At 66.3% G+C, this 25,732-nt stretch carries 21 protein-coding genes and 1 pseudogene; 7 read left to right on the forward strand and 15 right to left on the reverse strand.

What is annotated here, in order from left to right; translation table 11 throughout:
• Positions 1-67 precede the first annotated feature (67 nt).
• From ACEL_RS07415 to paaA, 5 genes are read right to left on the reverse strand one after another with little or no spacing between them, the layout of a single operon-like run.
• A complete protein-coding gene (locus tag ACEL_RS07415; protein ID WP_011720274.1) occupies positions 68-1,117 on the reverse strand; it encodes a 2Fe-2S iron-sulfur cluster-binding protein in 1,050 nt (349 codons plus the stop codon).
• Between the two features lie 4 nt (positions 1,118-1,121).
• Positions 1,122-1,571: a 1,2-phenylacetyl-CoA epoxidase subunit PaaD gene (gene paaD, locus ACEL_RS07420; RefSeq protein ID WP_011720275.1), complete on the reverse strand. Its 450-nt coding sequence runs from the start codon at positions 1,569-1,571 to the stop codon at positions 1,122-1,124.
• On the reverse strand, positions 1,565-2,323 hold the full coding sequence (gene paaC / locus ACEL_RS07425) for a 1,2-phenylacetyl-CoA epoxidase subunit PaaC (RefSeq protein WP_011720276.1): 759 nt from the start codon (positions 2,321-2,323) through the stop codon (positions 1,565-1,567). Before paaC ends, paaD begins: the two co-directional genes overlap by 7 nt.
• Positions 2,320-2,613, reverse strand: coding sequence for a 1,2-phenylacetyl-CoA epoxidase subunit PaaB (paaB, locus tag ACEL_RS07430; RefSeq protein WP_011720277.1), 294 nt, complete (start codon positions 2,611-2,613; stop codon positions 2,320-2,322). Before paaB ends, paaC begins: the two co-directional genes overlap by 4 nt.
• The gene (gene paaA, locus ACEL_RS07435) at positions 2,610-3,572 is read right to left on the reverse strand and encodes a 1,2-phenylacetyl-CoA epoxidase subunit PaaA (protein ID WP_011720278.1); all 963 of its coding nucleotides are present in this window, start codon (positions 3,570-3,572) and stop codon (positions 2,610-2,612) included. Before paaA ends, paaB begins: the two co-directional genes overlap by 4 nt.
• A gap of 94 nt (positions 3,573-3,666) precedes the next feature.
• Here paaA and ACEL_RS07440 point away from each other — a divergent pair, with 94 nt between their 5' ends.
• Together ACEL_RS07440 and ACEL_RS07445 are read left to right on the forward strand one after the other, a co-directional pair.
• Positions 3,667-5,067, forward strand: a complete 1,401-nt coding sequence (locus ACEL_RS07440; protein WP_011720279.1) for a DNA polymerase IV — start codon at positions 3,667-3,669, stop codon at positions 5,065-5,067.
• Between the two features lie 69 nt (positions 5,068-5,136).
• On the forward strand, positions 5,137-5,877 hold the full coding sequence (locus tag ACEL_RS07445) for a dienelactone hydrolase family protein (protein ID WP_011720280.1): 741 nt from the start codon (positions 5,137-5,139) through the stop codon (positions 5,875-5,877).
• A gap of 70 nt (positions 5,878-5,947) precedes the next feature.
• Here the strand turns inward: ACEL_RS07445 and ACEL_RS07450 are convergent, their stop codons facing one another.
• The 4 genes from ACEL_RS07450 to ACEL_RS07465 form a co-directional block, all read right to left on the reverse strand.
• Complete coding sequence (locus ACEL_RS07450) at positions 5,948-7,069, reverse strand: class I tRNA ligase family protein (protein WP_011720281.1); 1,122 nt, start codon at positions 7,067-7,069, stop codon at positions 5,948-5,950.
• A gap of 209 nt (positions 7,070-7,278) precedes the next feature.
• On the reverse strand, positions 7,279-7,959 hold the full coding sequence (locus ACEL_RS11520; RefSeq protein ID WP_011720282.1) for a hypothetical protein: 681 nt from the start codon (positions 7,957-7,959) through the stop codon (positions 7,279-7,281).
• Positions 7,943-9,517: a sensor histidine kinase gene (locus ACEL_RS07460; protein WP_011720283.1), complete on the reverse strand. Its 1,575-nt coding sequence runs from the start codon at positions 9,515-9,517 to the stop codon at positions 7,943-7,945. The genes ACEL_RS11520 and ACEL_RS07460 overlap by 17 nt, the downstream gene beginning before the upstream one ends.
• An 18-nt stretch (positions 9,518-9,535) precedes the next feature.
• A complete protein-coding gene (locus ACEL_RS07465; RefSeq protein WP_011720284.1) occupies positions 9,536-10,276 on the reverse strand; it encodes a response regulator transcription factor in 741 nt (246 codons plus the stop codon).
• A 336-nt stretch (positions 10,277-10,612) separates the two neighbouring features.
• Here ACEL_RS07465 and ACEL_RS11525 point away from each other — a divergent pair, with 336 nt between their 5' ends.
• From ACEL_RS11525 to ACEL_RS12280, 4 genes are read left to right on the forward strand one after another with little or no spacing between them, the layout of a single operon-like run.
• The gene (locus tag ACEL_RS11525) at positions 10,613-12,481 is read left to right on the forward strand and encodes an HlyD family efflux transporter periplasmic adaptor subunit (protein WP_011720285.1); all 1,869 of its coding nucleotides are present in this window, start codon (positions 10,613-10,615) and stop codon (positions 12,479-12,481) included.
• Positions 12,478-13,242 carry an ABC transporter ATP-binding protein gene (locus ACEL_RS07480; RefSeq protein WP_011720286.1) on the forward strand — a complete coding sequence of 255 codons (765 nt, stop codon included), beginning with the start codon at positions 12,478-12,480 and terminating at the stop codon, positions 13,240-13,242. Before ACEL_RS11525 ends, ACEL_RS07480 begins: the two co-directional genes overlap by 4 nt.
• Positions 13,239-14,471: an ABC transporter permease gene (locus ACEL_RS07485; protein WP_011720287.1), complete on the forward strand. Its 1,233-nt coding sequence runs from the start codon at positions 13,239-13,241 to the stop codon at positions 14,469-14,471. Before ACEL_RS07480 ends, ACEL_RS07485 begins: the two co-directional genes overlap by 4 nt.
• Before the next feature lie 13 nt (positions 14,472-14,484).
• Positions 14,485-15,117 carry a hypothetical protein gene (locus ACEL_RS12280; RefSeq protein WP_169303198.1) on the forward strand — a complete coding sequence of 211 codons (633 nt, stop codon included), beginning with the start codon at positions 14,485-14,487 and terminating at the stop codon, positions 15,115-15,117.
• 95 nt (positions 15,118-15,212) lie between these two features.
• Here ACEL_RS12280 and ACEL_RS07495 read toward each other — a convergent pair whose 3' ends face one another.
• Positions 15,213-16,286 (reverse strand): Gfo/Idh/MocA family protein, encoded by a 1,074-nt coding sequence (locus ACEL_RS07495; RefSeq protein ID WP_011720289.1) that lies wholly within the window; start codon positions 16,284-16,286, stop codon positions 15,213-15,215.
• A 59-nt stretch (positions 16,287-16,345) separates the two neighbouring features.
• Complete coding sequence (locus ACEL_RS07500; protein ID WP_011720290.1) at positions 16,346-16,867, reverse strand: VOC family protein; 522 nt, start codon at positions 16,865-16,867, stop codon at positions 16,346-16,348.
• Between the two features lie 243 nt (positions 16,868-17,110).
• On the opposite strand from ACEL_RS07500, the gene ACEL_RS07505 reads away from it, so the two are divergent.
• Positions 17,111-18,130, forward strand: coding sequence for a hypothetical protein (locus ACEL_RS07505; protein WP_169303199.1), 1,020 nt, complete (start codon positions 17,111-17,113; stop codon positions 18,128-18,130).
• Between the two features lie 62 nt (positions 18,131-18,192).
• Here ACEL_RS07505 and ACEL_RS07510 read toward each other — a convergent pair whose 3' ends face one another.
• The 4 genes and pseudogenes from ACEL_RS07510 to ACEL_RS07520 form a co-directional block, all read right to left on the reverse strand.
• The gene (locus tag ACEL_RS07510; protein ID WP_148204568.1) at positions 18,193-20,142 is read right to left on the reverse strand and encodes an acyltransferase family protein; all 1,950 of its coding nucleotides are present in this window, start codon (positions 20,140-20,142) and stop codon (positions 18,193-18,195) included.
• Between the two features lie 504 nt (positions 20,143-20,646).
• The gene (locus ACEL_RS12915; RefSeq protein WP_420794988.1) at positions 20,647-21,030 is read right to left on the reverse strand and encodes a carbohydrate binding domain-containing protein; all 384 of its coding nucleotides are present in this window, start codon (positions 21,028-21,030) and stop codon (positions 20,647-20,649) included.
• A 243-nt stretch (positions 21,031-21,273) separates the two neighbouring features.
• A pseudogene (locus ACEL_RS12920) lies at positions 21,274-22,799 on the reverse strand (chitinase); the annotation flags it as partial.
• A 301-nt stretch (positions 22,800-23,100) separates the two neighbouring features.
• Complete coding sequence (locus ACEL_RS07520) at positions 23,101-25,392, reverse strand: glycosyl hydrolase family 18 protein (RefSeq protein ID WP_011720295.1); 2,292 nt, start codon at positions 25,390-25,392, stop codon at positions 23,101-23,103.
• Positions 25,393-25,732: the final 340 nt, after the last annotated feature.

A 25,732-nucleotide genomic window follows, 5' to 3' on the forward strand; every position in this document is an offset into this window, starting at 1 on the left:
GAGCAGCATTCGCCGCGTCACACCCAGGACCCTTCGCGCCGCACGGCCCAGCGGACGCCGGACGCGCCTACGCGTCGTAATCCAGCGAAATCCGCGGTGTCCGCGGCATGGCTTGGCACGTGAGGACGAACCCGGCCGCCCGGTCCGCCTCGTCGAGGGCGTAACACTGGCGCATCACGACGTCGCCCGCCACGAGCCGCGCCCTGCACGTCCCGCACATGCCGTTGGTGCAGCCGTACGGTACGTCGGCGCGTACGGGAAGCACCGCGTGCAGGACGTCCTGGTCGTACCCGACGTGCACCTCCGTTGTCCGCCCGCCGAGCCGGACCTGCACCGTCGCGACGCCCGTTTCGGTCTGCGGTATCCGCGGTGCGGTGACGGTGTCGACGTGAAAAAGCTCGGTGTGCACCCGCTCGGCGGGTACGCCGCGGGACCGTAATTCCGCCCGGGCCGCCTCGATCACGCCGAGCGGACCGCACACGAACCACTCGTCCGTACGCTCAACGAATCCGAAGGCGTCCAGCAAGGCAGCGATTTTCGCCCGGTCCAAGCGGCCGGTGAGCAGCTCCGATTCGCGGGGTTCGCGGGAGAAGACGTGCACCACCTCGAGCCGGTCGGGATAACGGTCCTTCAGGTCGGCAATCTCGTCGAGAAACATGACGCTCGCCGTGCTGCGGTTTCCGTACACCAGTTGGAAAACCGCCGCTGAATCGGCCGCCAAGGCAGCCGCCATCATGGAGAGAACAGGGGTGATTCCGCTGCCGGCGCAGACCGCCGTACGCCGGCGAATACCCGGATCCGGGCTGGGAACGAACCGCCCGGTCGGGGTCATCACGTCGACGACGTCACCGGGTCGCATTTCCTCCATCACGTACCGAGAGAAAACCCCGTTAGGAATGCGTTTCACGCCGATGCGGAGGGTCGGCGGCGGGGAGCAGAGGGAGTAGGCGCGCCGCTTGTCGTCGCCTGCAGCCGGACAACGCACGATGACGTGCTGGCCGGGAAGGAAGCGATACTCGTCAGCGAGTGCCGCGGGCACCTCGAAGGTCACCGCCGCGGCGTCCTCGGTGAGCCGGTCGATGGCCGCGACCCGAAGGGCATGAAATCGACCCGCCACGGGCTCAGTGCGGTTTCATCGCCGGAAACGGCTCGCGGCAGCTGGTACAGCGCCGCAGCGACTGGCACAGGGTGGCCCCGAACGCGCTCAGCACCTCGGTGTGCGGCGAACCGCACTGCGGGCAGGCGGGTGCGTCGGCCGATGGTGGGGCGATGCCTGCCGCGGCAAGCTTTCGCCGTCCCTCCGCGCTGATGTCGCCGGTCCCCCACGGCGGCGCGAAGACCACCGAGACCTTCCCGTCCGGAAATCCGGCGTCCTCCAGCACCCGGCGGATCTCCGTCCGGATGACGTCCAGCGCCGGGCAGCCGACGTAGGTCGGCGTTATCCGCACCTCGACGGACGGACCGTCGGTCCGTACCTCGCGAAGAATTCCTAAGTCGCCGATGGTGACGACCGGCAATTCCGGATCGGGAATGCCGGCGATCCGCTCGCGCAGTTCAGGCAGGCTCACCATGATGCGTCCGGGTGCAAGCGGTGCAGGTACTGCATTTCGGCGAGCAGGTATCCGAAGCACTCGGTGTGCACGCCGCGGCGGCCGCCGTACGACGCCCAGATGAGTTCGGGTTTACGGAGCGTCGCCTCCCGCAGCACGTCGTCGATGGCCTGCTCCCACCGGGGCCGGAGAACGGACGGGTCGACGCCGATGCCGCGGGCGGCAAGCGCGCGGGTGACCTCGTCGGACTCGAACAATTCCGGGGTGAACGGCCAGAACCGGTCGACCGCGGCCTGCATGCGGCGGTGACTCTCCTCCGTACCATCGCCGAGCCGCAACGTCCACTGCTGCGCGTGGTCGCGATGGTACGCCGCCTCCTTCACGCCCTTAGCCGCGACGCCGGCGAGGACGTCGTCCTTTGATGAGATCAGCTCCTCGTACAGCGCGAGCTGGTAGGTGCTGAAGAACAACTGCCGGGCGATGGTGTGCGCAAAGTCGCCGTTCTCCTGTTCGACAAGGTGGACATTGAGAAATTCCGGTTCGGTCCGCAGATACGCAAGGTCATCCTCGTCACGGCCGGCGCCCTCCACCTTGCCGGCGTAATCGAGCAGCACGCGCGCCTGGCCAAGGAGATCCAAGGCGATGTTCGTCAACGCGATGTCCTCTTCGATCTCCGGCGCGCGCGACGCCCACTCCGACAACCGCTGCGCGAGAATCAGTGCGTCGTCACCGAGGCGCAGCGTGTATGTGAAGAGCAACGGATCGGTAGTCACATCTGCCGCACCTCCTCCGGTAACGAGTAAAACGTCGGATGCCGATAGACCTTATCCGCCGCCGGATCGAAGAACGGATCCTTCTCCTCCGGACTCGAGGCCACGATGTCCTTCGAGGCGATAACCCAGATGCTCACGCCCTCGCCCCGTCGAGTGTAGACGTCCCGGGCATTGCGCAAGGCCATCGCCGCGTCGGGGGCATGAACGCTCCCGGCATGCACGTGGGCCAGCCCACGCCGGGGCCGGATGAAGACTTCCCACAACGGCCATTCCGCCGAGGTTGCCATCATGCCGCCGTCCGCTGCCCGTGCTTGGCGGCGTACGCCGCCGCCGCCTCCCGCACCCACGCCCCCGCGGTGTACGCCTCGATCCGGTGACGCAACCGCTGCTCGTTGCATGGGCCGCCGCCGCCGATGACTCGGTAGAACTCCGACCAGTCAATCGGTCCAAAGTCGTAGTGGCCCCGCTCGGGATTCCAGCGCAGCTGCGGGTCAGGCAGGGTGAGACCGAGAACCGCCGCCTGCGGCACAATCATGTCGACGAATTTCTGCCGCAATTCGTCGTTGGTGAACCGCTTGATTCCCCAGGCCATCGACTGCGCAGTATGCGGGGATTGGTCATCCGGCGGACCGAACATCATGAGGCTCGGCCACCACCAGCGGTTGACCGCGTCTTGCGCCATCTCGTGCTGCGCGGGCGTGCCGTGGCTCAACCGGTAGAGGATGTCAAAGCCCTGACGCTGATGGAACGATTCCTCCTTACAGATTCGGATCATCGCGCGGGCGTACGGCCCGTACGAGCACCGGCAGAGCGGCACCTGGTTGGTGATCGCCGCACCGTCGACCAGCCACCCGATAGCGCCGACGTCCGCCCAGGTAAGGGTCGGGTAGTTGAAAATGCTGGAGTACTTCTGCTTGCGGCTGTGCAGGAGCTCGAAGAGCTCGGCGCGGCTGACACCGAGCGTCTCCGCCGCAGCGTAAAGGTAGAGTCCGTGACCGGCTTCGTCTTGGACCTTGGCTAGGAGGATCGCTTTGCGGAGCAGCGAGGGCGCCCTCGTGATCCAGTTCGCCTCCGGTTGCATCCCGATGATCTCTGAGTGGGCATGCTGCGCGATCTGACGAATCAGGGTCTGGCGATACCCGTCGGGCATCCAGTCCCGCGGTTCGATCCGCTCATTCGCTGCGATCGTCGCTTCGAATCGGGCCGTCAACTCGTCCAAGCCGGCCGCGGTGGGGTCGTCGGCTGCCACGGCACTCCTCCTCTCGTCAACCGACCGAATGTTCGGTTGACGGGCTGGTTTCTTCAGGGTATGCCGGGCGCCAGGAACCGGCAAGGAAACCAGAGTGGACGGCATCGTGTCCTGGCCTGGTGAGGAGTCGTCGATCACGTCCCGCCCGGCGCGGCGCCTGCGGACGAGCCCGTCGGTGTTGCACGCCGATGTCGACGCGTTCTACGCCGCGGTCGAGCAGCGGGACAAACCCTCGCTTCGCGGCCATCCGGTTATCGTCGGGGGTCTTGGTCCGCGCGGTGTCGTCGCTACCGCGAGTTACGAGGCGCGCCGGTACGGCGTCCGGTCGGCGATGTCCATGGTCGAAGCGCGGGCCCGGTGCCCGCAGGCCGCCTTCCTCGCCCCCCGCTTTGCGGTGTACCGCGCGGTCAGCGCGCAGATCATGGATATTTTTGCGGAATTCTCCGCTCTGGTTGAACCACTCTCGCTCGACGAGGCTTACCTCGACATCGCCACCTCTGCTCACGAGCCGATCTCGACCGAGGCAGCGGTGGAAATCGCCCGGCGTATCAAGGAGAAGGTGCGAGCGGTCACCGGTTTGTCGATTTCCGTCGGAGCCGGGAATTCCAAATTGGTGGCCAAAATCGCCTCCGACCTCGACAAGCCTGATGGACTGCGCGTCGTACCGGCCGGCGCCGAGGCGGATTTTCTCGCCCCGCTTCCGGTGACCCGGATTCCCGGGGTCGGCCCGGCTACGGCAGCCCGATTGCACAACGTCGGTGTCCACACCATCGGGGAGCTGGCTGCCCTCTCCGAGGAGGAAGCCGCGAACCTCCTCGGCCGTGCGCACGGCCGTCACCTGTGGGCCCTCGCGCACGGTTGGGATGACCGGGCTGTCTGCGCGGACCGCGCGGCGAAATCCGTGAGCGTGGAGGACACCTTCGACCAGGACATTGCCGACCCGGGGCGGCTGCGGATCGTGGTCCGCGCGATGGCGGAGCGCGTCGTCGAGCGGCTCCGGGCGCACACGCTCTCCGGCCGCACGATCTCGGTCAAGGTCCGGCTCACCGATTTCACCACCCTGACCCGGTCGGCAACCCTGCCGGCCCCGACCGACGACGTCCGGGTCGTCCGCCGGCTGGCGGAACGACTGCTCACCGAGGTGGATACCAGCTCCGGGGTGCGGTTGATCGGTGTCGGCATATCCGGCCTGACCGATTGGGTGCAGCTCAACCTCTTCGCCGACGACCGTGGCGGCCGCCCAACCGGCGGCGCCGGTGAGGTCAGCACCGGCACGCCGGGCACGGCGTCACCGATGCACACTGATCCGCCCGCGTCTGCGGTGCCGTGGACACCCGGGCAGGACGTCGTCCACCGTCGGTACGGCCCCGGCTGGGTCCAGGGCTCCGGCCGGGGGTGGGTCACCGTCCGCTTCGAAACCCGTGACACCCCGGTCGGTCCCGTGCGCAGCTTCCGGGACGCCGATCCGGAGTTGCACCCGGCGGAATCTCCGTGACGAACAGCGATCCTGTGGTGCACCCGGCGGAACCCCGCGCGGGAGGACGGCCACGTAGGCTGTCTCGGCGTGGAAGTGCACCGCGTCCTGTTGGACGGCGAGGACGCGCCGGTGCCGGCGTACGAAGCAGTTCCGGCTGACCGGCGGGGAGGCATCATCGTCGTCCACGAAGCGTTCGGCCTCACCGACTACATCCGCGGCGTCTGCGCCGCCTTGGCCGAGGACGGATTTCACGCTATCGCGCCGAACCTCTTCCACCGCCACGGCATCGACGCCATCAGCTACGACGATCTCAACAAGGCGAAGGACGTCATGGCACAACTGGCGGCCGACCAGATTCGCGCGGATATCCGCAGCGCCGTGCAACGACTCGGTGCCGCCGGACTGACCGACCGCTCTGTCGGCATTCTCGGATTCTGCATGGGCGGGTCGATCGCGTGCGCCGTCGCGACCGAACAGGCGTTCGGTGCCGCCGTCACGTTCTACGGTGCCGGAATCCGGCAGGGACGTTTCGGCTTCGCCCCGCTCGCGGACCGTGTCCCGCTGCTGCGTACCCCGTGGCTGGGCCTGTACGGCGACCGCGATACGACGATCCCTGTCGCGGACATCGAATTCCTGCGCAGCGAAGCAGCACGCGCACCGGTGCCGACCGCGGTTGTCCGCTATCCGGAAGCAGGTCACGGTTTTCACTGCTCAGCCCGGCCGGCTCATTTCCATCAACCGTCGGCGGCGGACGCGTGGGAACGGACGCGTGACTGGTTCAACCGCTACCTCAACCCCGCCGGGCTGCCGACCGGACCTGCCGGTTAGCGCTCTCCCCACTCCGCGCGGCCGGCCACCCCCGTCTGTGGTTGCGGCGTGGCCGGAGAATTCCGCTGCCTTATCGCAATCCGAGCACGTCGACCAGGAGCCGGGCGGCCGCACCGCCTTCGTCAACGGCAACCTGAAACGCCGTCGGCACGTCGAGGTCGTCACGGAGCGCGGCAAGAACCGCCTCCCGCCCGTCGGAACGCCCGGGACGGGCCGCCGCCGTGAAGAGCGCGTCGACGTCCGCCTCGGCGCGTTGCAACTCGCGTGCATCGAATTCCCACGGCTGCGGCCAACGGCGGTGGACCACGTACATGCGCAGCGCGGCCGCGGGATGAGCGGCGAGCAGGTCGGAGACGAGGACGAGATTTCCCGCTGACTTCGCCATTTTCCGCCCACCGTGGTGGACCATGCCGACCCGCAGCCAGGTCCGCGCGAACGGCCGCACTCCGGTAAGGGCCTCGGCCAGCGCCGCTTCATAGGCGTGATGGGGGAACCGCAGGTCAGCGCCGCCGGCGTGAATGTCCAAAGCCGGGCCGAAAACCGTCATCGCCATCGCGGCGCACTCGGCGTGCCATCCCGGCCGCCCGGGACCCCACGGGCTCGGCCACGCCGGGACGCCCTCACCACTCGCCCGCCAAATTGCCACGTCGAACGGATTCTCCTTGGCGGGATCGTCTGGTTCGTCGTTGAATTCGGCCGCGAGTTGCCGTGCCTCGTCAGCCGAAAGGCCGGCGCGGACGGGTACGTCGGCGCCCCGGAAATACACCGACCCGTTGCGGACGTAGGCCTTCCCGGCGTCCACCAGCCCGGCGGCGAGACTCACCACGTTGCGAACGAAATTGTGCGCCCGTGGTTCATGCGTCGGCGGCCGGACCCCGAGTGCCGCCATGTCCTGCTCGAAATGGAATTGCTGCACAGCAGCGAATGCGTCGTACGACGCACCGGCGCGCCGGGCGGCGTCCAGGAGGACGTCGTCGACGTCGGTCACGTTGCGGCAGACTTCAACGTCGGTGCCGAGCTGACGGAGCAACCGGGTGAGGACATCGACCCAGATGTACGTCGCCGCGTGGCCAAGATGTGTCACGTCGTACGGGGTGACCCCGCAGACGTACATCCGGACCTTGCCGACCGTCGGTAGGGCGGTACCGGCCAGTCGAAGCGGTCGAAGTTGCTCGTCGAGCGCTAGTGTCACGCCGTCTCCTTACCGCCGTCCGCCCTCCGCGAGCGGGCACTCGACAGCCTAGTGCGAAAGCCCCCCGCGGAAGGTGGCGGTGCCACGATCCGCATCGCGCAGGCATGCCGGCCGCTCGCGGTGGCGGAATTCGACGAGACGGTGTTACCGACCCTCACCCGGCTGGCGTCGACCAACCTGTCCGCCGGGCGACGGCGCCGCGGCGCCGCTCAGGCGGCCGCTCCGCTAGGTGACGGCGACGGAGCCGGCGTACCCGGCGCGTGGCGCGGGAACTGGCCGTCGACGATCAACCGCGCGGTGCGGGTGTTGCCGCTCCGCACGGCCCAGATGCGGACGGTGTCCCCGACCTTCACGTCACTGATAGTGGCCTTGGTGCCGCGCGGCAGAGCCAGGTCGAGGATTTTCGTCTGGCCGGTCACGACGTAGGTGAAGGTCACATTGTCCGTGCTCTGCACGGTGATCGACGTTGCACTCACCCCGATCACCCGTCCGCGCTGCACGTCGACGACCTCGATCCCTTGCCGGGTCTGGACGGTTGCCTCACCGTGCAGCAGGTTGCCCTCGAACCGCCCAAAAATGTCCCGAGGGCCAAGATGCCGGCCGCGGCCCGGCCCGCCCGGTGCCGGCGATTGGGACGGCGCTGGGGATGAGGAACTCGCCGCGAGGGCAGCGACGACGTCGCTGCTTGGCTGCGCGCTGTTCCCGCTCCCGCCGCCGGCAAAATACACGCCGGCCGCGACTGCGGCGGCGCTCACCACACCGAGGGTCGTCCAGGCCAGCATGCGGCGCGGACGGCGCGGCTCGTGGGCAAGCAGATCGGACTGCGGGGGCGGCGGCGCAGCGGGATATTCGCCGCCCGGCGTGCGGTACCAATCAGGTGTTTCGGTCATTCATGGCCTCCTTCAGGTCTGGCTCCATCATCTGGTTCACCTGCCCCTGAAGGTTGGGCGTGAGCTGGGAATTGGATGGGAATTCCGCCAGCAGCGGGAGTTCCACCCGGAAACACGCCCCCGCTCCGGGAACATTGCGTACGCCGACGCGCCCGCCATGTGCCTGTACCACGCTTGCCACAATGGCCAAGCCAAGTCCGGCGCCCCCGTGGTCGCGGGTGCGGGACGGATCCGCGCGATAGAAACGGTCGAACACCCGCGGCAAATCCGCCGCCGGCAAGCCGAGACCGTAGTCGGTGACCTCCAGCACCGCCCAACCGTTCTCAGCGGCGAGGCGAATGTCCACCGGCGTCCCTGGTGGAGTGTGCACCCGCACGTTGGTAAGCAGATTGGTCACGACCTGCCGGAGTTGCAATTCGTCACCGCTGACGACCACGTCGGGGTCGGCGTCCACGCGCACCTGCCGGTCCGGTGCGGCTGCCCGGAAATCCTCGCACGCGTCGGCGACAAGCTCGGCAAGAAGAACTGGCTCACGCACGGGCTGGCGTCCTTGGTCGAGCCGGGCCAACAGCAGCAATTCGTCGACGAGAACACCCATCCGGGTCGCCTCTTCTTCGATGCGGCGCATTGCCTTCTCGAGGTCATCCGGGCGACGCGCCGCGCCGCGCCGGAAGAGTTCGGCGTACCCGCGGATCGAGGTAAGCGGCGTACGCAATTCATGCGAAGCGTCGGCCAGGAACCGGCGCAGCCGTTCTTCCGATGCGGCCCGTACGGCGAAGGCTTCCTCGATACGGCTCACCATGGTGTTGAACGCCGCGCCCAGCCGGCCGACTTCGTTGCGGGTATCGGCATACGCCACCCGCCGGGAGAGCTGACCGGCGGCGATGTCATCCGCGGCCCGCTCGATTGCTCGCAGGGGTCGAAGTCCGAGACCGAGAACGAACCACGCAAGGTAACCCACGCCGACGAGAACACCCACAGCGACAGCGATTTCCACGATGGTGAGCCGCCGCAACGTCGCGTCGACCTCGCGCAGCGGCATCCCCCAGACGAAGGTGTACCGCACGCCGGTGGTCGGATTCACCAGAAGCTGCGGGACGACGACCATCCGGTAGGCCGCACCCGACGGGGTGTACGCCGTAAACGGCGCGGTCCGCGATGCCACATCGCTCGGCAGGCGGGGAGCCTCGGCAGCCGAGACCGGGACCCACGCATCGGTCGCGTCGTACCCGAATTGCTCCACCACCCGTCCGCCCGCGGTGACCGCTGCGGCGTAACTGCCGACCGGCAGCAATCGGGTGACGGCGCCACGACGGCCCGGCGCGCCGAAGAGTGCGCGGCCGGGACCGCCGTCCGCGAACACCATCTGGGCGACGAGCCGGGTCGCGGCCTGCTGGTCATTGTCGAAACGGTTCAGCAGAAATGAGGCAAGCAAGGCCCGGGTGGCGAGCGCGGCCACCGCCAATCCCAGCGCGACGAGCCCGAGGACGCCTATCAGCAGCCGGCCGCGCAGCGACAGCGAGTGCCAGAAACGCGGCGGCGACAGGGGGCTCTTCATGGCATCAGGACGCTCCAGTCAGCTGGTCTTGGCAGCGGATTTTCGGTCACCACCGGTCTTCGACTTTTCGTTCTCCCGGGGAAGCCGGAGCGTGTAGCCGACACCCCGTACGGTATGGATGAGCGGCGGTCCCTCAGCGTCGATCTTCTTTCGAAGATAGCTGATGTATGTTTCCAGCACGCCGGAGTCACCACCGAAATCGTAGTCCCACACGTGGTCGAGCAATTGGGCTCGGGTGAGAACTTTGCGCGCGTTGGCCAGCAGATAGCGGAGCAGCCGGTACTCCGTCGCGGTAAGCTCGATCAACCGGCCGCCGCGGGTGACCTCGTGGGTGTCGTCATCGAGCTCCAGGTCCGCGAAGACGAGCCGGGAATTCGTCGTCCCGCGGGTACGCCGCAGGATCGCGTGCACCCGCGCCACGAGCTCGGCGAGGGAGAACGGCTTGGTCACGTAATCGTCACCGCCGACCGTCAGACCGCGGACCTTGTCTTCGGTCGCATCCCGCGCCGTGAGGAAGAGGACCGGCGTTGGTACGCCCTCGCGGCCGAGCCGGCGAGCCACCTCAAAGCCATCAATGTCCGGGAGCATCACGTCGAGAATCACGAGATCCGGATGGGTCTTGGCCGCCGTCTGCAGGGCCTGAACGCCGGTATGGGCGGTGGCGACCTGGAATCCCTCGTAGCGCAACGCGGTCGCGACAAGATCGGTGATGTTCTGCTCGTCGTCGACGACGAGCACGCGGGTTGCGGCGGTGGTCACCGGTGGCTCCCTTCTCTGTCAGCCGGCGGTTCCGGACACAGTCAGCCGGCCGGCGGGTCCGGACACCGGCCGGCGCGGCGCGTCCGGACACCGTCAGTGTCTGGGAAGTCGCTGCGACCAGGCTAAGAAGACGCTGTGTTTTCTCTGAGAAGAACGCCCGATGTCTTCGCCGGCAAGAACCCGCGATCACCACCCGCCCGGACCCGACGCCCACACGCGAACCGGGTGATACTCAGCAATTCTTCAGGATCGCTTGAGCTTCTTCCCATCCGGCCCTGCTGACCTGATGGCTGCTGGACATGACCGTCGCCATCGGAGATGAGGCCCGGTTCGACAATGCGCTGGACGAGATTCGGTGCGATCAACTTTGTCTTGGCTCTCGCAGCCGCCGCCGGTGGCGGAATTGCGTATGCGTCGCTCGGCATGCCGGCGGCGTCCAGTGCCAATACCCCGGTGCGCACCACGACGGTTGCCATGGGCACGGTCATGTCGACCATCTCGGCGACCGGCAACGTCACGGCACCGAATGACATCGCGGTGAACTTCGCGACAAGTGGCAAGCTCACGGAAATCGACGTCACCGTCGGCGAGAGGGTGACGCAGGGACAAGTTCTCGCCCGCCTGGACGCCACACAGGCCAAGGCAAATCTCGCCGCCGCCCAAGCTCAGCTCGCCTCGGCGCAAGCAAAACTCGCCGAACTGGAACAGGGCCCCACTGCGCTGCAGCAACAGGGCTATCAACTGGCGAACCAACAGGCCCAAGCGCAGGTCACCCAGGCGAATCAGCAGCTTGCCAACGCCAACCAGGCCCTGCAATTCGACGAGCAGAATCTCGCAGCAGCCGTCACCAAGGCGCAGCAACAACTGCAGCAAGCGCAGGCGCAACTCGCGGCTGACCAGCAGAAGTACACGACCGACAGTCAGAGCCTCGCCCAAGCCGTCGACCAGGCGCGCAATCAAGCTGCCCAGCAACTCGGAATCGACCAGGCACAACTCAACGCCGACACCTTGCAGCTCCAGAACGACACCGCGAAGGAGCAGACGGATTGCCAAGCATCCTCCCCCGCCTGCCCAGCCGATCAGCTCGCCGTCGCGCGGGACCAGGTAGCGGTCGCCAACGATCAAGCCAAAGTGGCGGCGGACGGCTCACCGACGGACGATTACTCAGAGGCCACGGTCGTGCAGAACGCCCTCCAGAACGAACAAGCGACCCTGGCCAAGGACCAGCAGACAATCACCAGCGATCAGCAAGCGGTCAGCAACGCGAGCGACGCAGTCGCCGCTGCGCAGACCGCCGAACAGCAAGGCATCGCAAAGGACAAGCAAGCCATTGCAGCCGCTCAGCAGCAGGTGGCGAACGCGCAGCTCAACGCGCAAATCACCGAGAACAGCAACGCTCAGAAGACTGCGCCGCCGCTCGCGTCGGACGTCGACAGCGCCGAAGCTGCCGTGGAACAAGCACAATCTCAGGTCGACACCGCTCAGCAGGCGCTCGACGCGACAACGCTCACCGCGCCGGCCGACGGCACGATCGGAGCCATCAACGGGTCGGTGGGTGAGACGATCAGCGGCGGCAACACGGCCAGCATTACCGCCTCCACGGCGAACAGCAGCTCCAGCGGCTCGGCCGTCGCTGCCTTCATCACCTTGACCAACCTGACGAATCTTCAGGTCGTCGCGAATATCGATGAAGCGGACGCCGCGAAGATTCACACCGGCTCCCCGGCGACCGTGACGCTCAACGCCCTGCCGGGCAAAGAATTTTCGGCGCACGTGCTCGAAGTCGCCGACACGGCGACCGTCGCCAACAACGTCGTGGAGTATCAGGTCACTTTCTCCCTAGATCAATCGGATCCCGCGGTGAAACCCGGAATGACCGCCAATGTCACCGTGGTCACCGCCGAGGCGGACGGCGTCCTCAACGTCGCGTCAGCGGCGGTGCGCAGTGCGGGTGGCGATTCCTACGTCATGGTCGTCGGGCCGAACGGCACGGAGCGTCGAGTGGACGTCGTCGTCGGCTTGAAGGGTGATACCACAACGGAAATCTCCGGTCCGCTTCAGGCTGGTGACGTCGTCGCCCTGCCTACCGTCACGCGGACCACGACAAGCTCGACGTCGACGACGACGCGTGTCCCGGGGCTCGGGGGCGGCTTCGGAGTCGGTGGCGGTTTCGGCGGCTTCGGCGGGGGCGGAGGCCGAGGATGACGGCGGGCGGAGAACCACCGGTCATCCGGCTGTGGCGGGTGACGAAGACGTACGGCAGCGGGGCGGCCCGCGTCCATGCCCTGCGCGGTGTTTCACTGGTCGTCCAACGCGGCGATTACGTCGCCATCATGGGCGCCTCCGGTTCGGGCAAGACGACGCTGATGAATATCCTCGGCTGTCTCGATTCCCCGACGTCCGGGCGCTACCTTCTGGACGGAATAGACGTCGACGTGATGGACGACGACGAGCTCGCCGCCGTACGAAATCGTCGTATCGGATTTGTTTTCCAGAGCTTCCACCTTCTCCCGCGATTGACGGCACTGCAGAACGTCGAATTACCGCTCACCTACGCCCGGGTTCGTCGTGCCGAACGGCGCCGCCGTGCGGTAGCCGCGCTCCATGCGGTGGGTCTGGCGCACCGCCTGGGGCACCGGCCGGCCATGATGTCCGGCGGTGAACGGCAACGAGTTGCCGTCGCTCGGGCCATCGTCGTCGATCCATCACTGGTTCTCGCCGACGAACCGACCGGGAACCTCGATTCAGCAGCGACCGCGGAGGTTTTGGAGCTGTTCGCCCAGCTGAACGAGGTGGGTCGCACCATTGTGCTCATCACCCACGAAGCGGATGTCGCCCGCCACGCCAAGCGCATTGTGCGGGTGCGTGACGGCCGGATCGTGGACGACGTCCGCATCGCGCCGCTCGCCGGACCACCGCCCCGGCCGGGACTTCCCGGCCACCGTGCCGTGGGGAGCATCCCGTGATCCGCCTCGAGCACATTCGTATCGCCGTTGCGGGCATCGGGCATAACATGCTCCGCTCTGCGCTCACGATGCTGGGCATTCTCATCGGGGTCGCCTCGGTCATCATTCTCGTCGCCGTCGGCACCGGCTCATCGGCGACGATCCGGCGCACGATCGAAGGTCTCGGTACCAACCTGCTGCAAATCAACCGGCAATTCGCGTTCGGCGCGTTCGGCAGAGCGAGCGCCGGAACACTCTCCCGGGCGCCCAGTTTGACCGCAGCCGACGTCGCCGCGCTCTCCGACAGGAACCAGAATCCCGATATCGTCGCCGTCGCCCCGGTCGTCAACGTTCCAAACGTAACCGCGGTGTACCAAGGCGTGTCCTATGCGCCGTCCTCATTCGTCGGCACCACGCCGAGCTACCAGCAAATCAAGGACTATCAGGTGGCGGAGGGCAGCTTCTTCACCGCAGCGGACGAATCACAACACGACAGAGTCGCCGTCATCGGCCAGACCGTCGCAACGAACCTCTTCGGGAACGCCGACCCGGTCGGCAGCAATGTCCAGTTCAACGGGGTCACCTTCCAGATCATCGGACTGCTGGCGGTGAAAGGCACGAACGGCGCCCAGGATCAAGACGACGTCGTCATCGCACCGCTCACGGCCGTACAGGACACGCTGACCGGTTACTCCTCGTCGTATTCAAGCATCGTCGTGGAAGCTGCTTCCCCGGAGCGACAAGCGGCCGCGCAAGCGGAAATCACCGCAACGCTTGAGTCCACGCACCATATCGCCCCGGGCGGCACCGATGACTTCCGAATTCTCAACCAGGCAAGCCTGCTGCAGACGACCCAGTCGTCAAGCCGCGTGTTCACGTCGCTGCTCGGCGCGGTGGCGGCGATCAGCCTCCTGGTCGGCGGCATCGGCGTCATGAACATCATGCTCGTCACCGTTGCGGAGCGGACAAGAGAAATCGGCATTCGCAAGGCGATCGGCGCCAAGCGATCCGATATCATGGCGCAGTTCGTCGTCGAATCCGTGCTGCTGTCGGCGTTCGGCGGCCTGCTCGGTGTCCTCGTCGGCGTCGGCGGAAGCCGATTCACCATCCTCGGTATCCATCCGCAGGTGGCGACGTACTCGATATTTCTCGCGTTCGGTGTCGCGGTCGCGACCGGTTTGTTCTTCGGTCTGTATCCCGCGAGCCGGGCATCCCGACTGCTTCCCGTTGACGCCCTTCGTTACGAGTGAAATGGACCATGCCATGACCGATGAGACCATGCAACCGACACCGGCAATCAGTGACGAAATCTCTTCTGACGAACCCCCGCCGCCGCCGATGACACCGCGGCGCCGTAAGCTGCCTGTGCTCACCATGGCACTTGGCATCGCCGCGGCGATTGGTGTCGGTTTCGTCGCGGGCGTTCAGGTGGAGAAACATGACATCACCCCGACCGCGGCAAGCCGCGCCACCGCGAACACCGCCGGGTCGGCGAATCTCCCCAGCACTGCGCCGTCCGCCGGCGTCGGTAGGTTCGGCGGCGAAGCCGGCGGGAATGGAAGCGGAGCAACCACCGTGGTCGGCACGATCAGCATGGTGAACGGAACGACCCTTTACGTCACGCAGACCGCGACCGGCAACACGGTCAAAGTCACGACAACGACGGGGACGACGGTCACCCGAACCGTCACGGGAGCCGTGCACGACCTCTCACCCGGGCAGACCGTGATCATCCGGGGAGTTCAGACGAGCGACGGCGTGTATGCCGCGCAGTCGATTGCGCAGACCAATGGCGCCTTCTCGGGCGGGTTCGGTGGTTTCGGCGGTTTCGGTGGCTTCGGCCGCGGTGGGCGTCGCGGCGGCACAACGCCGAGCCCGTCCGCATCCGCCGGCTGACTCACGCCGCGGGCGGACGAATTCCGGTCAGGTGACGGCCGGTTCACCCGCCCGAGTGGCATTGGCCGATGTTCCCGCGACGACGACCGCTGCCGTCAGGCGCCGGAATGACCGACCGGCGCCGGCAGCGAGACAACAGTGCGCTCGGCATGAGACCGGCGTGCCGCTTCCAGAATTCGCAGTCCTGCGACCGCGTCCCACGGATCGACCGGCATCGCACCCTGACCGCGGAGCGCGTCCACGAGCTGGGCGTAGAACGCGGGATACGCCCCCGGAAGCGTCGGAACCGATTCGGCGGCAGACGGCGTTCCGATCCGGCCCCACGTCTGCTCCGGCTCCACCCCCCAATCCGGCGCGGCCGGATTTCCTCCGCTGCGAAGCGCTTCCTCTTGTCCGTCAAGGCCGTATTTCACATAGGCTCCCGTGGAACCCAGAACCCGGAAGCGTGGGCCCAGATCACTGGCGACCGCACTGGCCCAGAGGTGACTCCGCACGCCGTTCGCATGGGTGAGGGCGAGAAAGACGTCGTCGTCAGCGGTCACGCCGTCCCGGCGGCGATCCACCTGGGCATAGACCTCGGTGACCGGCCCGAAGAGCTGCAACGCTTGGTCAACCAGGTGGGAGCCTAGGTCATAAAGGAGACCGGCGCCCTCGGCAATATCGCCGATTTCCCGCCACCCTCCCTTCGGATGCGGCCGCCACCGCTCGAACCGTGACTCGAAACGGGTCACCGTGCCGAGACGTCCGCTCTCGACGAGCATCCGCACGGTGCGAAAATCGCCGTCCCACCGGCGGTTGTGAAAGACCGTGACCGGAACACCCTCCTGCTCCGCCGCGGCAATAACGGCTTCGCCCTCTTCCACGCTCACCGCGAACGGTTTGTCGACAACGACGGGTACGCCGGCGTGCACCGCGGCACGGGCATGCTCGGCGTGGAAGCGATTGGGACTCGCGACGACAACGACGCCAAGCTCAGCGGCGCCCTCGAGAAGCTCCGAAACGCTCGATACGACACGGGCGTCGTATGTGGCGCGTACCTCGTCCGCCCGCACCGGGTCGCGGGTGACAACGGCCGCCAGCCGTAATCCGGGAGTCGCGGCAATCAGCGGCGCGTGGAAAACCGAGCCGGCAAGACCGTAACCGATGAGACCAACCGCGAATTCTGCCATGCCGAAATCCTGCCTCACGCCGCACCGTCGATCCGCGCCGGCCCGGGTCTCGCAACGGATCAGACGGCCCGAGACACCCCTAGCCCACCCCGGGTGGTCGCACCGTAACGGCGAATTTCCGCGTCGAGATCGAGCGGGCGAATCTGCCGACGCGCTTCGCGCGCCGCGTCGTCCAGCAAAGCCGCGGGAATGAGCCACACCACTTCGAATTCCAGGCCGTCGGGATCCCGGGCGTACAGGCTCTTCGTCGTGCCGTGGTCGGCTGTGCCGACCAGCGCACCCGTGCGGGACAGCCGCTCAGCCAAATCAGCCAGGTCCTCCAAGGTGTCGACCTCCCAAGCCAAGTGGTAAAGGCCGACCGTGCGGCGTCCGGCAAGGGACGGCCCGGCTTGCGGGCCGACCTCGAAGAGACCAAGGTCGTGATCATTCGTCGAACCGGGGGCGCGCAGAAACGCGGCGCCGTCGAAATGGTCGGGTGTCATGTCGACCGTGGTGAAGCCCAGCACCTCGGTATAGAACTGGACGCTGGCCGCCAGGTCACGGACGAAGAGCACCGCGTGATTCAACCGATGAATGGCCATGAGCGTCACCTGATTCGAACCATTGTGTTGACCGACGACCGCAGGGAGGTCGAGGTGTCACGAAGCCGGCATCTGCCGTCGAGCCTACGCGCCGTCGCGGCGGTACTCATTCTGTTCGCCGCTGGCTGTTCGAGCACAGCCGTTCACCCGGCCGAATCCGCCGCTAGCAGCGCCCGGCCAACTGACCTGCCGTCGGTCGAGGCGGACGCCGCACCGTCCGCCGGCCCAGGCGCTGCCTCAGCGGTGACGGACGCCTCGGTCCCGCCGACATTTGCGGCGTCCAAACGCGAATTCCCGGTCGCCTACGAGTACGTCGGACACCTCTCGTTCGACGGAAGCCTGGCGGTGTTTGCCGGGGCATCCCAGGTGACCGCCCCGGCGAACCTTGTCGTCGTCCTCGACCTGCGCAGCGGAACGACCCGCGTCATCGGCCGGGCCACCGTCCCCGGCGGGGTCATCGCCGGAATTGCCGTCGGCGGCCGGTACGTCGCGTGGACGGAAGCCGCGCAACCGGGGGACACCGCCCAACCGACTGCCCCGTGGCGGCTCCACCTCACCGACCTCACCACCGGCACCACGCGGACGCTCGCGGCAAGCGGAAGTCCGCGTGATGTCGTCGTGCCGGCGCCCACCATCGCCAGGACGACGGTGCTCTGGCAGCGAATGCACGACCCGGCCGCCTCAGCGGACGCTCAGCCGCAGAGCGACGTCGTCCGGTACGACATCACGACCGGGACGACGGACGTCATCGCCACCGTCCCGGCCGCAGACACCTGGCGCGTATCGGATGGATGCGTCGTCGCCGTCCATCCGGCGGGTGGAAGCCAAACGACCCTCTCCGTAGCGCCGCTGGCATCCCCGACGCATGGCCAGATGCGGGTCCTCGACGTTGGCGATCCGTACGTCACGGTGGCGAATGGGTGGGTGGTGTGGCACGAGCGCAGCGGCTCTGCGCAAGCAACCGCTCCGTGGTCTGCCCTACGGGTCACGCCGAATTGCACGGTTGACGGCGACGCCCGCCGCGTTGCGGACTCGGCCCGGAATGTCGTACCAGGCGCGGACGTCGCGGCAATCGTCGATGCTGATGGACAGCTTTCGGTCGTACGATGGGCGGATTCGCCTGGGACGGGTACGGTCGTCGCCCGCCGCGTGCTTGGCCGTCTGGATCCGTCGGAGGCGTACGAGGTCGCCGTCCAGGACGATCAGATCTGTTACGTCAGCGGCCACGAGAATTACGCCGTGATCGTGGCAGCCGCCGGCTGAGCGTGGTGGTCCCAGCGCACCCGCACCCTGCGGCGTCTGTCACCCGCACCCTGCGGCGTCTGTCACCCGCACCCTGCGGCTTGCTGAATCATCGCGGCGTAGGGCTGAACGCCGGCCGGCTGCAAGTGCACGCCATCCGGGGTCAGCCACTCCGGATGATGGTTCGCCATGGTGTCCCAGTCAGCGACGACGGTATTCGAATGGGACGCCGCCGCTTGGGGAAACAACGCGTTGTTGGCCGGCTCCCACGGGCGGTCCATGTGGTCGTTGACCAAGACGACTCGCGAACGATCATCGAGCAGCGTGAGCGTCGCCGACAGCTCATCAGGACTCACCGGGCCGTTCGTGCCGGCTTCGATGACGACAATTGCGCCTAGCCGGCCGCTGTCGTGCAGGGCGCGCAATTCTTCGAACATCGTGTGCGCCTGCCACCCGATGACCGCGTAGATTTCAATGCTTGGGCACAGGTGCCGCAGAGCCGGTGTCGCATCGATGAGAATCGAGTCGCCGACGGCAGTCACCTGCGGAGGAGGCCCACTCGGTTGGGCTGTGTTCGACGGTGTGCTTGCGTGCGTCGTCCGGGTGGCGATCGGCGACCTCACGGGCGAGGACGCCGCCGGGGACGGCGACGGGGTGCCGGTCGGGTCGCTGGGTGACGCCGCGGGAATCGGCGTCGGCGTGGGTTGCGGCGTGGGCCATACCACCGTCGGTGCTGCGGCGGGAACCGCCACTGCGTGATGCTCCGCGGCGGTATCGACGGTCACACGGTACGCGGCCAGCGGCACAAGCAGGATGGCGGCGACTGCAGCGCCGGCGGCAATCGGCGCCAACGCCCGAGAGGTGAACGACGCCGCAACGACCCGCCAGCCGCGGGTGCGGATGGGGAGCTCGACGATCCGGTACGACGCCTCGGCAAGCGCGACCGTGATGGCGATCCGCGCGGCCGCAGCGGTGAGACCGTGCAGCGGCCAGTCCAATCCCGGTCTGGTGTAGACGAAGACCGGCCAGTGCCAGATGTACAGGCCATAGGAGCGGGTGCCCATCCATCGCAGCGGCGGGTTGTCGAGTACTCGTCCGAGGATGCTAGCCGGCCGGGTGACGAGCGACACGAGGACGGCGGTGACGACGCCGACGGCGAAGAATCCACCGCGGTACAGCGACGGCGTGAACTCGCCAAGGCGGCACATGGCCAGAATCACCGTGATCAGAGCGGCGCTGGCTGCCAATTCAGCGAGTACGTGCCGACGACGGGCCCACCGACTCGTGCGGGCTCCGCCGGATGCCCGAATGGCCGACACGACCCCGGCCGCCGCGGCGCCCAGGAGAAGCGAACTGGCGTGCGTGTCGGTGCCGAAGTACAACCGCGAGCCGTCGGTGTCGTATGGCACGTTGCCGGCGACGGCGAGCGTGCGCATCCACCACGCTGACGCGACGGCTCCGGCAACACCGACCGCGGCGATCAGTCGTGGCCGAGGCCGTCCAAGGCACAGCACGGCAAGAAGCAGTGGCCAGATTAGGTAGAACTGCTCCTCGACGGCAAGCGACCAGAGGTGCTGCAGCGGCGGCGGACGCCCGATCGCGACGAAGTACGACCGGTGGTGGACGACGTACCACCAGTTTGAGAAGTAGCCAAGCGCGGCGGCGATATCGCCGCGGGCCTCGCGGAAATCGCCGGGGAAGAAGAGGGCGAGAACACCGGTCAAGACGGCGAGCATCACGAACAACGCAGGGAGAAGGCGCCGGGCCCGGCGAGCGTAGAAGCGAGCGAGCGAGATCACGCCGGCACGAGCGCGTTCCGTGACCAGCAGATAGGTGATGAGAAAACCGGAGATCACAAAGAACACATCGACGCCGAGGAAACCGCCGCGGGCTGCTCTGAAATCCGCGTGATACACGAGGACGCCGAGAATCGCCAAGCCGCGCAGCCCATCGAGCCCCGACAAGCGCTTCTCCGGCGCTCCGGACACGCGGGTCGCTGGAGATCGCACTCCCCCGGTCATCGAAGCTCCCATCCCGTGCACCACATGCGGCCTCGGTAGTAATTCGGCATCGACAGTGCCGACCGTACGTCCCGATGACGCGACCGGCCGGTCTTCCGGTTGCGTGTCATGCAGAGGATGAGCGGTTCACAAGAATGGTCGAGCCGACGGCCGAGCGGCGGGCCCGGGTCAGCCGTAGAGATCAGACGGCGCTACGGTCGGGGGATGTCGCCCCGCCTACGGGGGTGGCGGGTCGGGGACTGATGAACCGCGGTATCCGGTTCGCCTCGCCGCCCCCCGCGGGAGTGGCGGGCCAGGGGTCAGCCGAACAGACAAGAAAACGAGCCGGGATCCGCCGTACCGGCAAGAGAAGACGCAGCGGTGCGTGCGTTGGCGCACGCCCTGGTAATCGGCGACGAGCTGCATGCCCGCGAAAAGAGGTGGGGGGTGGGTGGTGGGGCGCCCACCCCCCGTGTTGTGGGGTTGGTGGTGTCGGTGTTGCCTGTGGTGTGTCGTGTCTAGGGGTTGGCGTGGGGTTTAGGTGAGGGTGATGTCGTCGGCGTAGTAGGTGGGTTGGGCGTACCAGCCGTGGATGTAGACGGTCATGGTGGTCTGGGTGGGTCCGGTGGTGACCCGGATGGTCAGCTGCTGGTAGGCCCCACCGGTCCCCGGGGTCCAGGTGTTGACATCCCCACTGGCCCCATTAGCCCCCAGGTACACGTACGACCCGTTCACCCACGCCGACACCGTGTAGGTGGTATTCGGCGCCACACTCACCGTCTGGGTGCACTGGCCGGTCGTCGAACCGGTCGGCACCCCCGCCAACGCATACCGGCCGGAATGCACCGGCGATCCGACCACCGCATCCGGCGCCTGACAACTCCACCCCGACACATCACCGGTCTCAAACCCCCCATTCACCGCCAACCCCGCCGACGGACTCGCCGACGGCGACGGACTTGGCGACGCAGACGGGCTTGGCGACGCAGACGGGCTTGGCGACGGAGACGGAGACGGAGACGGACTCGGGCTTGGAGACGGGCTTGGCGACGGAGACGGCGACGGAGACAGGGACGGAGACGGGGACGGAGACGGGCTTGGGCTTGGGGACGGGCTTGGCGACGGCGACAGGGACGGGCTTGGGCTTGGGGACGGCGAACCTGTCGGGAGGGTCTTGAGGTGCGACGCAACGGTGTTGGCAAATGCATATCCGTTTGTCGCATCCCAGTTAATCGACCACGTCATCGCTCCACGAATGCCCGGCCAGGTTGTCGAGGGATGGAACGTCCCACAGTTCGTCCCGCTCGACAGGCAGTCCAGCGCGTTGTTCACGACCGTGGGAGACACATATCCGCCCCCAGCCGCGGACGTCGTTGCAGGCAATCCGAGTCCTACTTGGTCCGGTCGGAGACCGCCCTGCAGTTGGATGCACGCGAGCGCCGTCAGGAAGTCCTCGCTCCCCTGTGCGTACACCTTGCCGTCGCAGCCGTTCATCGATCCGGAGTTGTAGTACTGCGTGTTGACGATCGTGAGAATGTCTTTGATATTCAAGGCCAGCTGGAAATACGCCATGCCGGTTGACTGCATATCAATCGTCTGGGGAGCCATCGTGATGATGAGACTCGGCCGAGCGAGCGACGCCAGCTGACGCAATGCTTGAGTCATGTAGGTTGCATTTATGCCATTTTCAAGGTCGATATCCACGCCATCGAAGCCATATTGACGCATCAGTTGATAAACGCTGTTCGCAAAGTTGGACGCGCTAGTCGAATCGGAGACACTAATGGTGCCGTTCTGTCCGCCGACCGAGATAATGACGTGTTTGCCTATGCTGTGCAGATAGTTGATGTCTGAGATGAGATCAGCGTCTGAGTACCCGCCGAGCGCAGACGAAAGACCGGAATCTACGCTGAAGGACACTGCGCCGGAGTACTCGTCGCGTTGGCAAAAGCGACGGCTATGAGATCGTAGGCAGTGGGTACATCGCGTAACCGCAACGGCGTAGCGCCATTAACAAAGTCCTGCCAATACCCCGTAAGCACATGCGCCGGCAGCCCCGTCGCAGGCGGTGTCGGCGTAGGACTCAAGGTGGAAGTCGGTGTCGGGCTCGGCGTAGGACTCAAGGTGGAAGTCGGTGTCGGGGTCGGCGTCACGGAGCTTGTCGGTGAAGCCGACGGACTCGATGAGCTTGATGCATTCCCAGGGAGGTTGAAATCATCTGCATAGTACGTACCTTGCCCGTACCAGCCATGGACCCAGATCGTCACGCTTGTCGTGGCCGAGCCGGTCGTGAACGACACGGAAAGCTGTGCATAGCTCCCACTCGTCCCCGGCGTCCACGTACTCACGTCTGTCGTGCCGGTGCCACTGACGCCAAGGTAGACGTAATTGCCATTCACATAGGCTGACAGGACGTAGCTCGTATTCGGACTCACCGCGACAACTTGTTGGCACTGGGCCGTGCTGTTGCCGGAAGGCGTTCCGGCTAAAACATAACTTCCTGAATGTACGGGCGAATTCGTCACGGAACATCCGGCACCGCTCCACGGAGCGAGCGCGCCCGATTCCAGCCCGGGATTAGTGATGAGGTTGACTGCTGCGGTCGCCGGTACGGCGAAGAGCGCTGTCGCTGCAACCAGAGCGGAAGACGCCGCAATAGCACCGGCGACAACGGAGTGCAAACGCTTCATGGAGTTTCTCCTTTGCGACTCGAACCGTGGCTGTCGAGCCGCCAAAGACCCCCGTCTCCTCGCGCGCCCGACCGCCGCGACGCTCGATGCGTGTCGTCACCCGCGCATCGGAGATACTTCCAGGTAAGAGGACTAGACCAGGCACTGTCAAGCACCGAAGAGCGCAATGTTGGCTCCCCCATTCGGTGTAGGCGCCATTGCGCAGGGACGTTGGCGTGAAAAGGGTGGGGCGGCCGGTGGGGAGCCGACCGCCCCGCCCCGGCCTCCGGTGACGCGGAGGCCGGGAGCCACCCGGAGGTCCTTAGGTGAGGGTGATGTCGTCGGCGTAGTAGGTGGGTTGGGCGTACCAGCCGTGGATGTAGACGGTCATGGTGGTCTGGGTGGGTCCGGTGGTGACCCGGATGGTCAGCTGCTGGTAGGCCCCACCGGTCCCCGGGGTCCAGGTGTTGACATCCCCACTGGCCCCATTAGCCCCCAGGTACACGTACGACCCGTTCACCCACGCCGACACCGTGTAGGTGGTATTCGGCGCCACACTCACCGTCTGGGTGCACTGGCCGGTCGTCGAACCGGTCGGCACCCCCGCCAACGCATACCGGCCGGAATGCACCGGCGATCCGACCACCGCATCCGGCGCCTGACAACTCCACCCCGACACATCACCGGTCTCAAACCCCCCATTCACCACCAACCCCGCCGACGGACTCGCCGACGGCGACGGGCTCGGCGACGGAGACGGGGACGGGGACGGGCTCGGCGACGGAGACGGCGACGGAGACGGGGACGGAGACGGAGACGGGGACGGGCTCGGCGACGGGCTTGGGCTGGTGGTCGCGCACGGACCATTGTCCTGCCAGACCCCCGACCCGCCCGTGCTCGGCGGCTCCCCCTGCGTCCACCACTTCGCCGTCCAATTGTGCCCGTTATAACTCACCACATTCCCCCCCACGTACACCTTGCTGTTGTCATACGCCGGCGCACACACCGGCAACGACGACGGCGACGGAGACGGCGACGACGACGGAGAAGGCGACGACGACGGACTCGGAGAAGGAGACAAACTCGACGACGGAGACGGAGACGGACTCGACGACGGAGACGGAGACGGACTCGACGACACGGTCGGTGTCGACGACGGGCTTGGGCAACTTGTCGTTGTCGCAGCAAGTCCGTTGACGACTTGGTTGAACAGCGTGGCGCTCGGATCCAGGTCGTACAACGAGAACATCATGACGCCACCGAGTCCCTTGCAGTGGACGTAATCGGTTCGCGCCCTAATGGACTGCGCGGATTCCCCGGTGTAAAAGGTGGTTCCGTCATAGAACCACGCGGCTTGCGTCACGGGGTCCCAGAAGGTGTAAGCGGGATTGTCGACAAATCCCGTGAGCTCTTTGTACATGGCGATGCCCGGTACGTTACCCGAGTACTGATGTCCCGGCGCCGGGCCGGTCGCCGGTTGGTACAAGCCGTGGTTGCTTCCCGCGGACACACCGGTCCACCCGCGGTAGTAGAACGGGACGCCGATGTTTATCTTTGCTGCGGGAAAACCACCTGGAATCCCGTAGGCAGCATCGCCGCCGGTATAGGCGCGGATGGCATTGTCGATCGCGTAATGCTCGCTGCCTGGCGGCACCGGAGTACTCGGATCGTTCGGCGATTCAAACAGCGGGTCTTGGAAGTTGGTCGGACCGGTGGCGTCCCAGGCGCCGTGCATGTCGTAGGTCATGACGTCGGCGAAATCGAGGTATTGACCGATTTTGTCCGTCTGAATGAGACGAATCTTGTCTTGGCCGCTCGGAAGCGCCGCCGTGAGGTACATCTTCCGCCCGACGGATGCGCCGTACGCGTCCAGCTCACTGCGAAATTCAGCTAGCAGCGCCGTGAAGTTGGCCGTGTCGGCTGGACTGTAGTGGTTGCCCACGTGACCGTCCGGCGACGCCGGGTACTCCCAGTCAATGTCGATGCCGTCGAACAGGCCGGCGATGACACCGGGCCCGCCGAATCCCGCCGAGTCCTTCGGGAGGTTTCCCTTGATGAACATGTCGATGCACGAACTCACGAAGGACTTCCGGCTCGCGTCGGTGGCGGCGGCGTCCGAGAAATACTTGGAATACGTCCATCCACCGATCGACAAGAGAATCTTGAGGTTCGGGTACTTGGCTTTGAGCAGTTGAAGCTGGTGGAAGTTTCCAGCCACCGGTTGATTCCAGACGTCGGCTTGCCCGTTGACGCTGATATCGGCGCTGTACATCTTGTCCATGTCGGCATACTGATCGCCGGCACCGTCTCCTGCGTTCGGGTTGCTCTCATTCTGGTCGGCCGCCTTGGTCGCCTCGAAGCATTGGAGCGTGGTGGGATTGATGTTCTCGAAGTCGTAGATGAGGAAGTCGAGCTTTCCGGCGATACCCGACGTATCAAGATTCTTCGGGTAAAACGCGTTGAGGTAAATGGACCATTGGTCGTAGTACGCGACCTTGATTCCCCCGTTTGCGGCATGTGCCGGCGCGGACAACCCCGAGACCAAGCCGAGGCTGATGACCGGCAGAGTGGCGGTGGCCGCGGCCAGAGCCGCAGCCCGTCTGGTGAGCTGCACGTGTCCTCCGAGGGTGTACGGTGATCTAGTGGCCTAGACCAATGTCGAAATTGGACTAGTCCAATCCATGCGACAACTTATCCCGGGACGGACCGCCGCCGGTCAACCACACTGTGATTACGAACAGATCACGTTTTGATAAAGTCGATCGCGATCAACAGCGGTTGCCCGCAATAGGTGCAGAGTGGTTCCGCCGCGCGCGGGGACATCCACGGTGCGTAATCAGGTGGCGGTGCCCTGCCGTTCCTACGATGGTGGGGTTGCCGCCGGCAGCTAACCGATCGCAGCTAGCCGATTGATGGCGAAGAAGGGGGCGACCGTGGGTGCACGCCGACACGTC

The sequence above is a fragment of the Acidothermus cellulolyticus 11B genome (assembly GCF_000015025.1).
GTDB lineage: Bacteria > Actinomycetota > Actinomycetes > Acidothermales > Acidothermaceae > Acidothermus > Acidothermus cellulolyticus.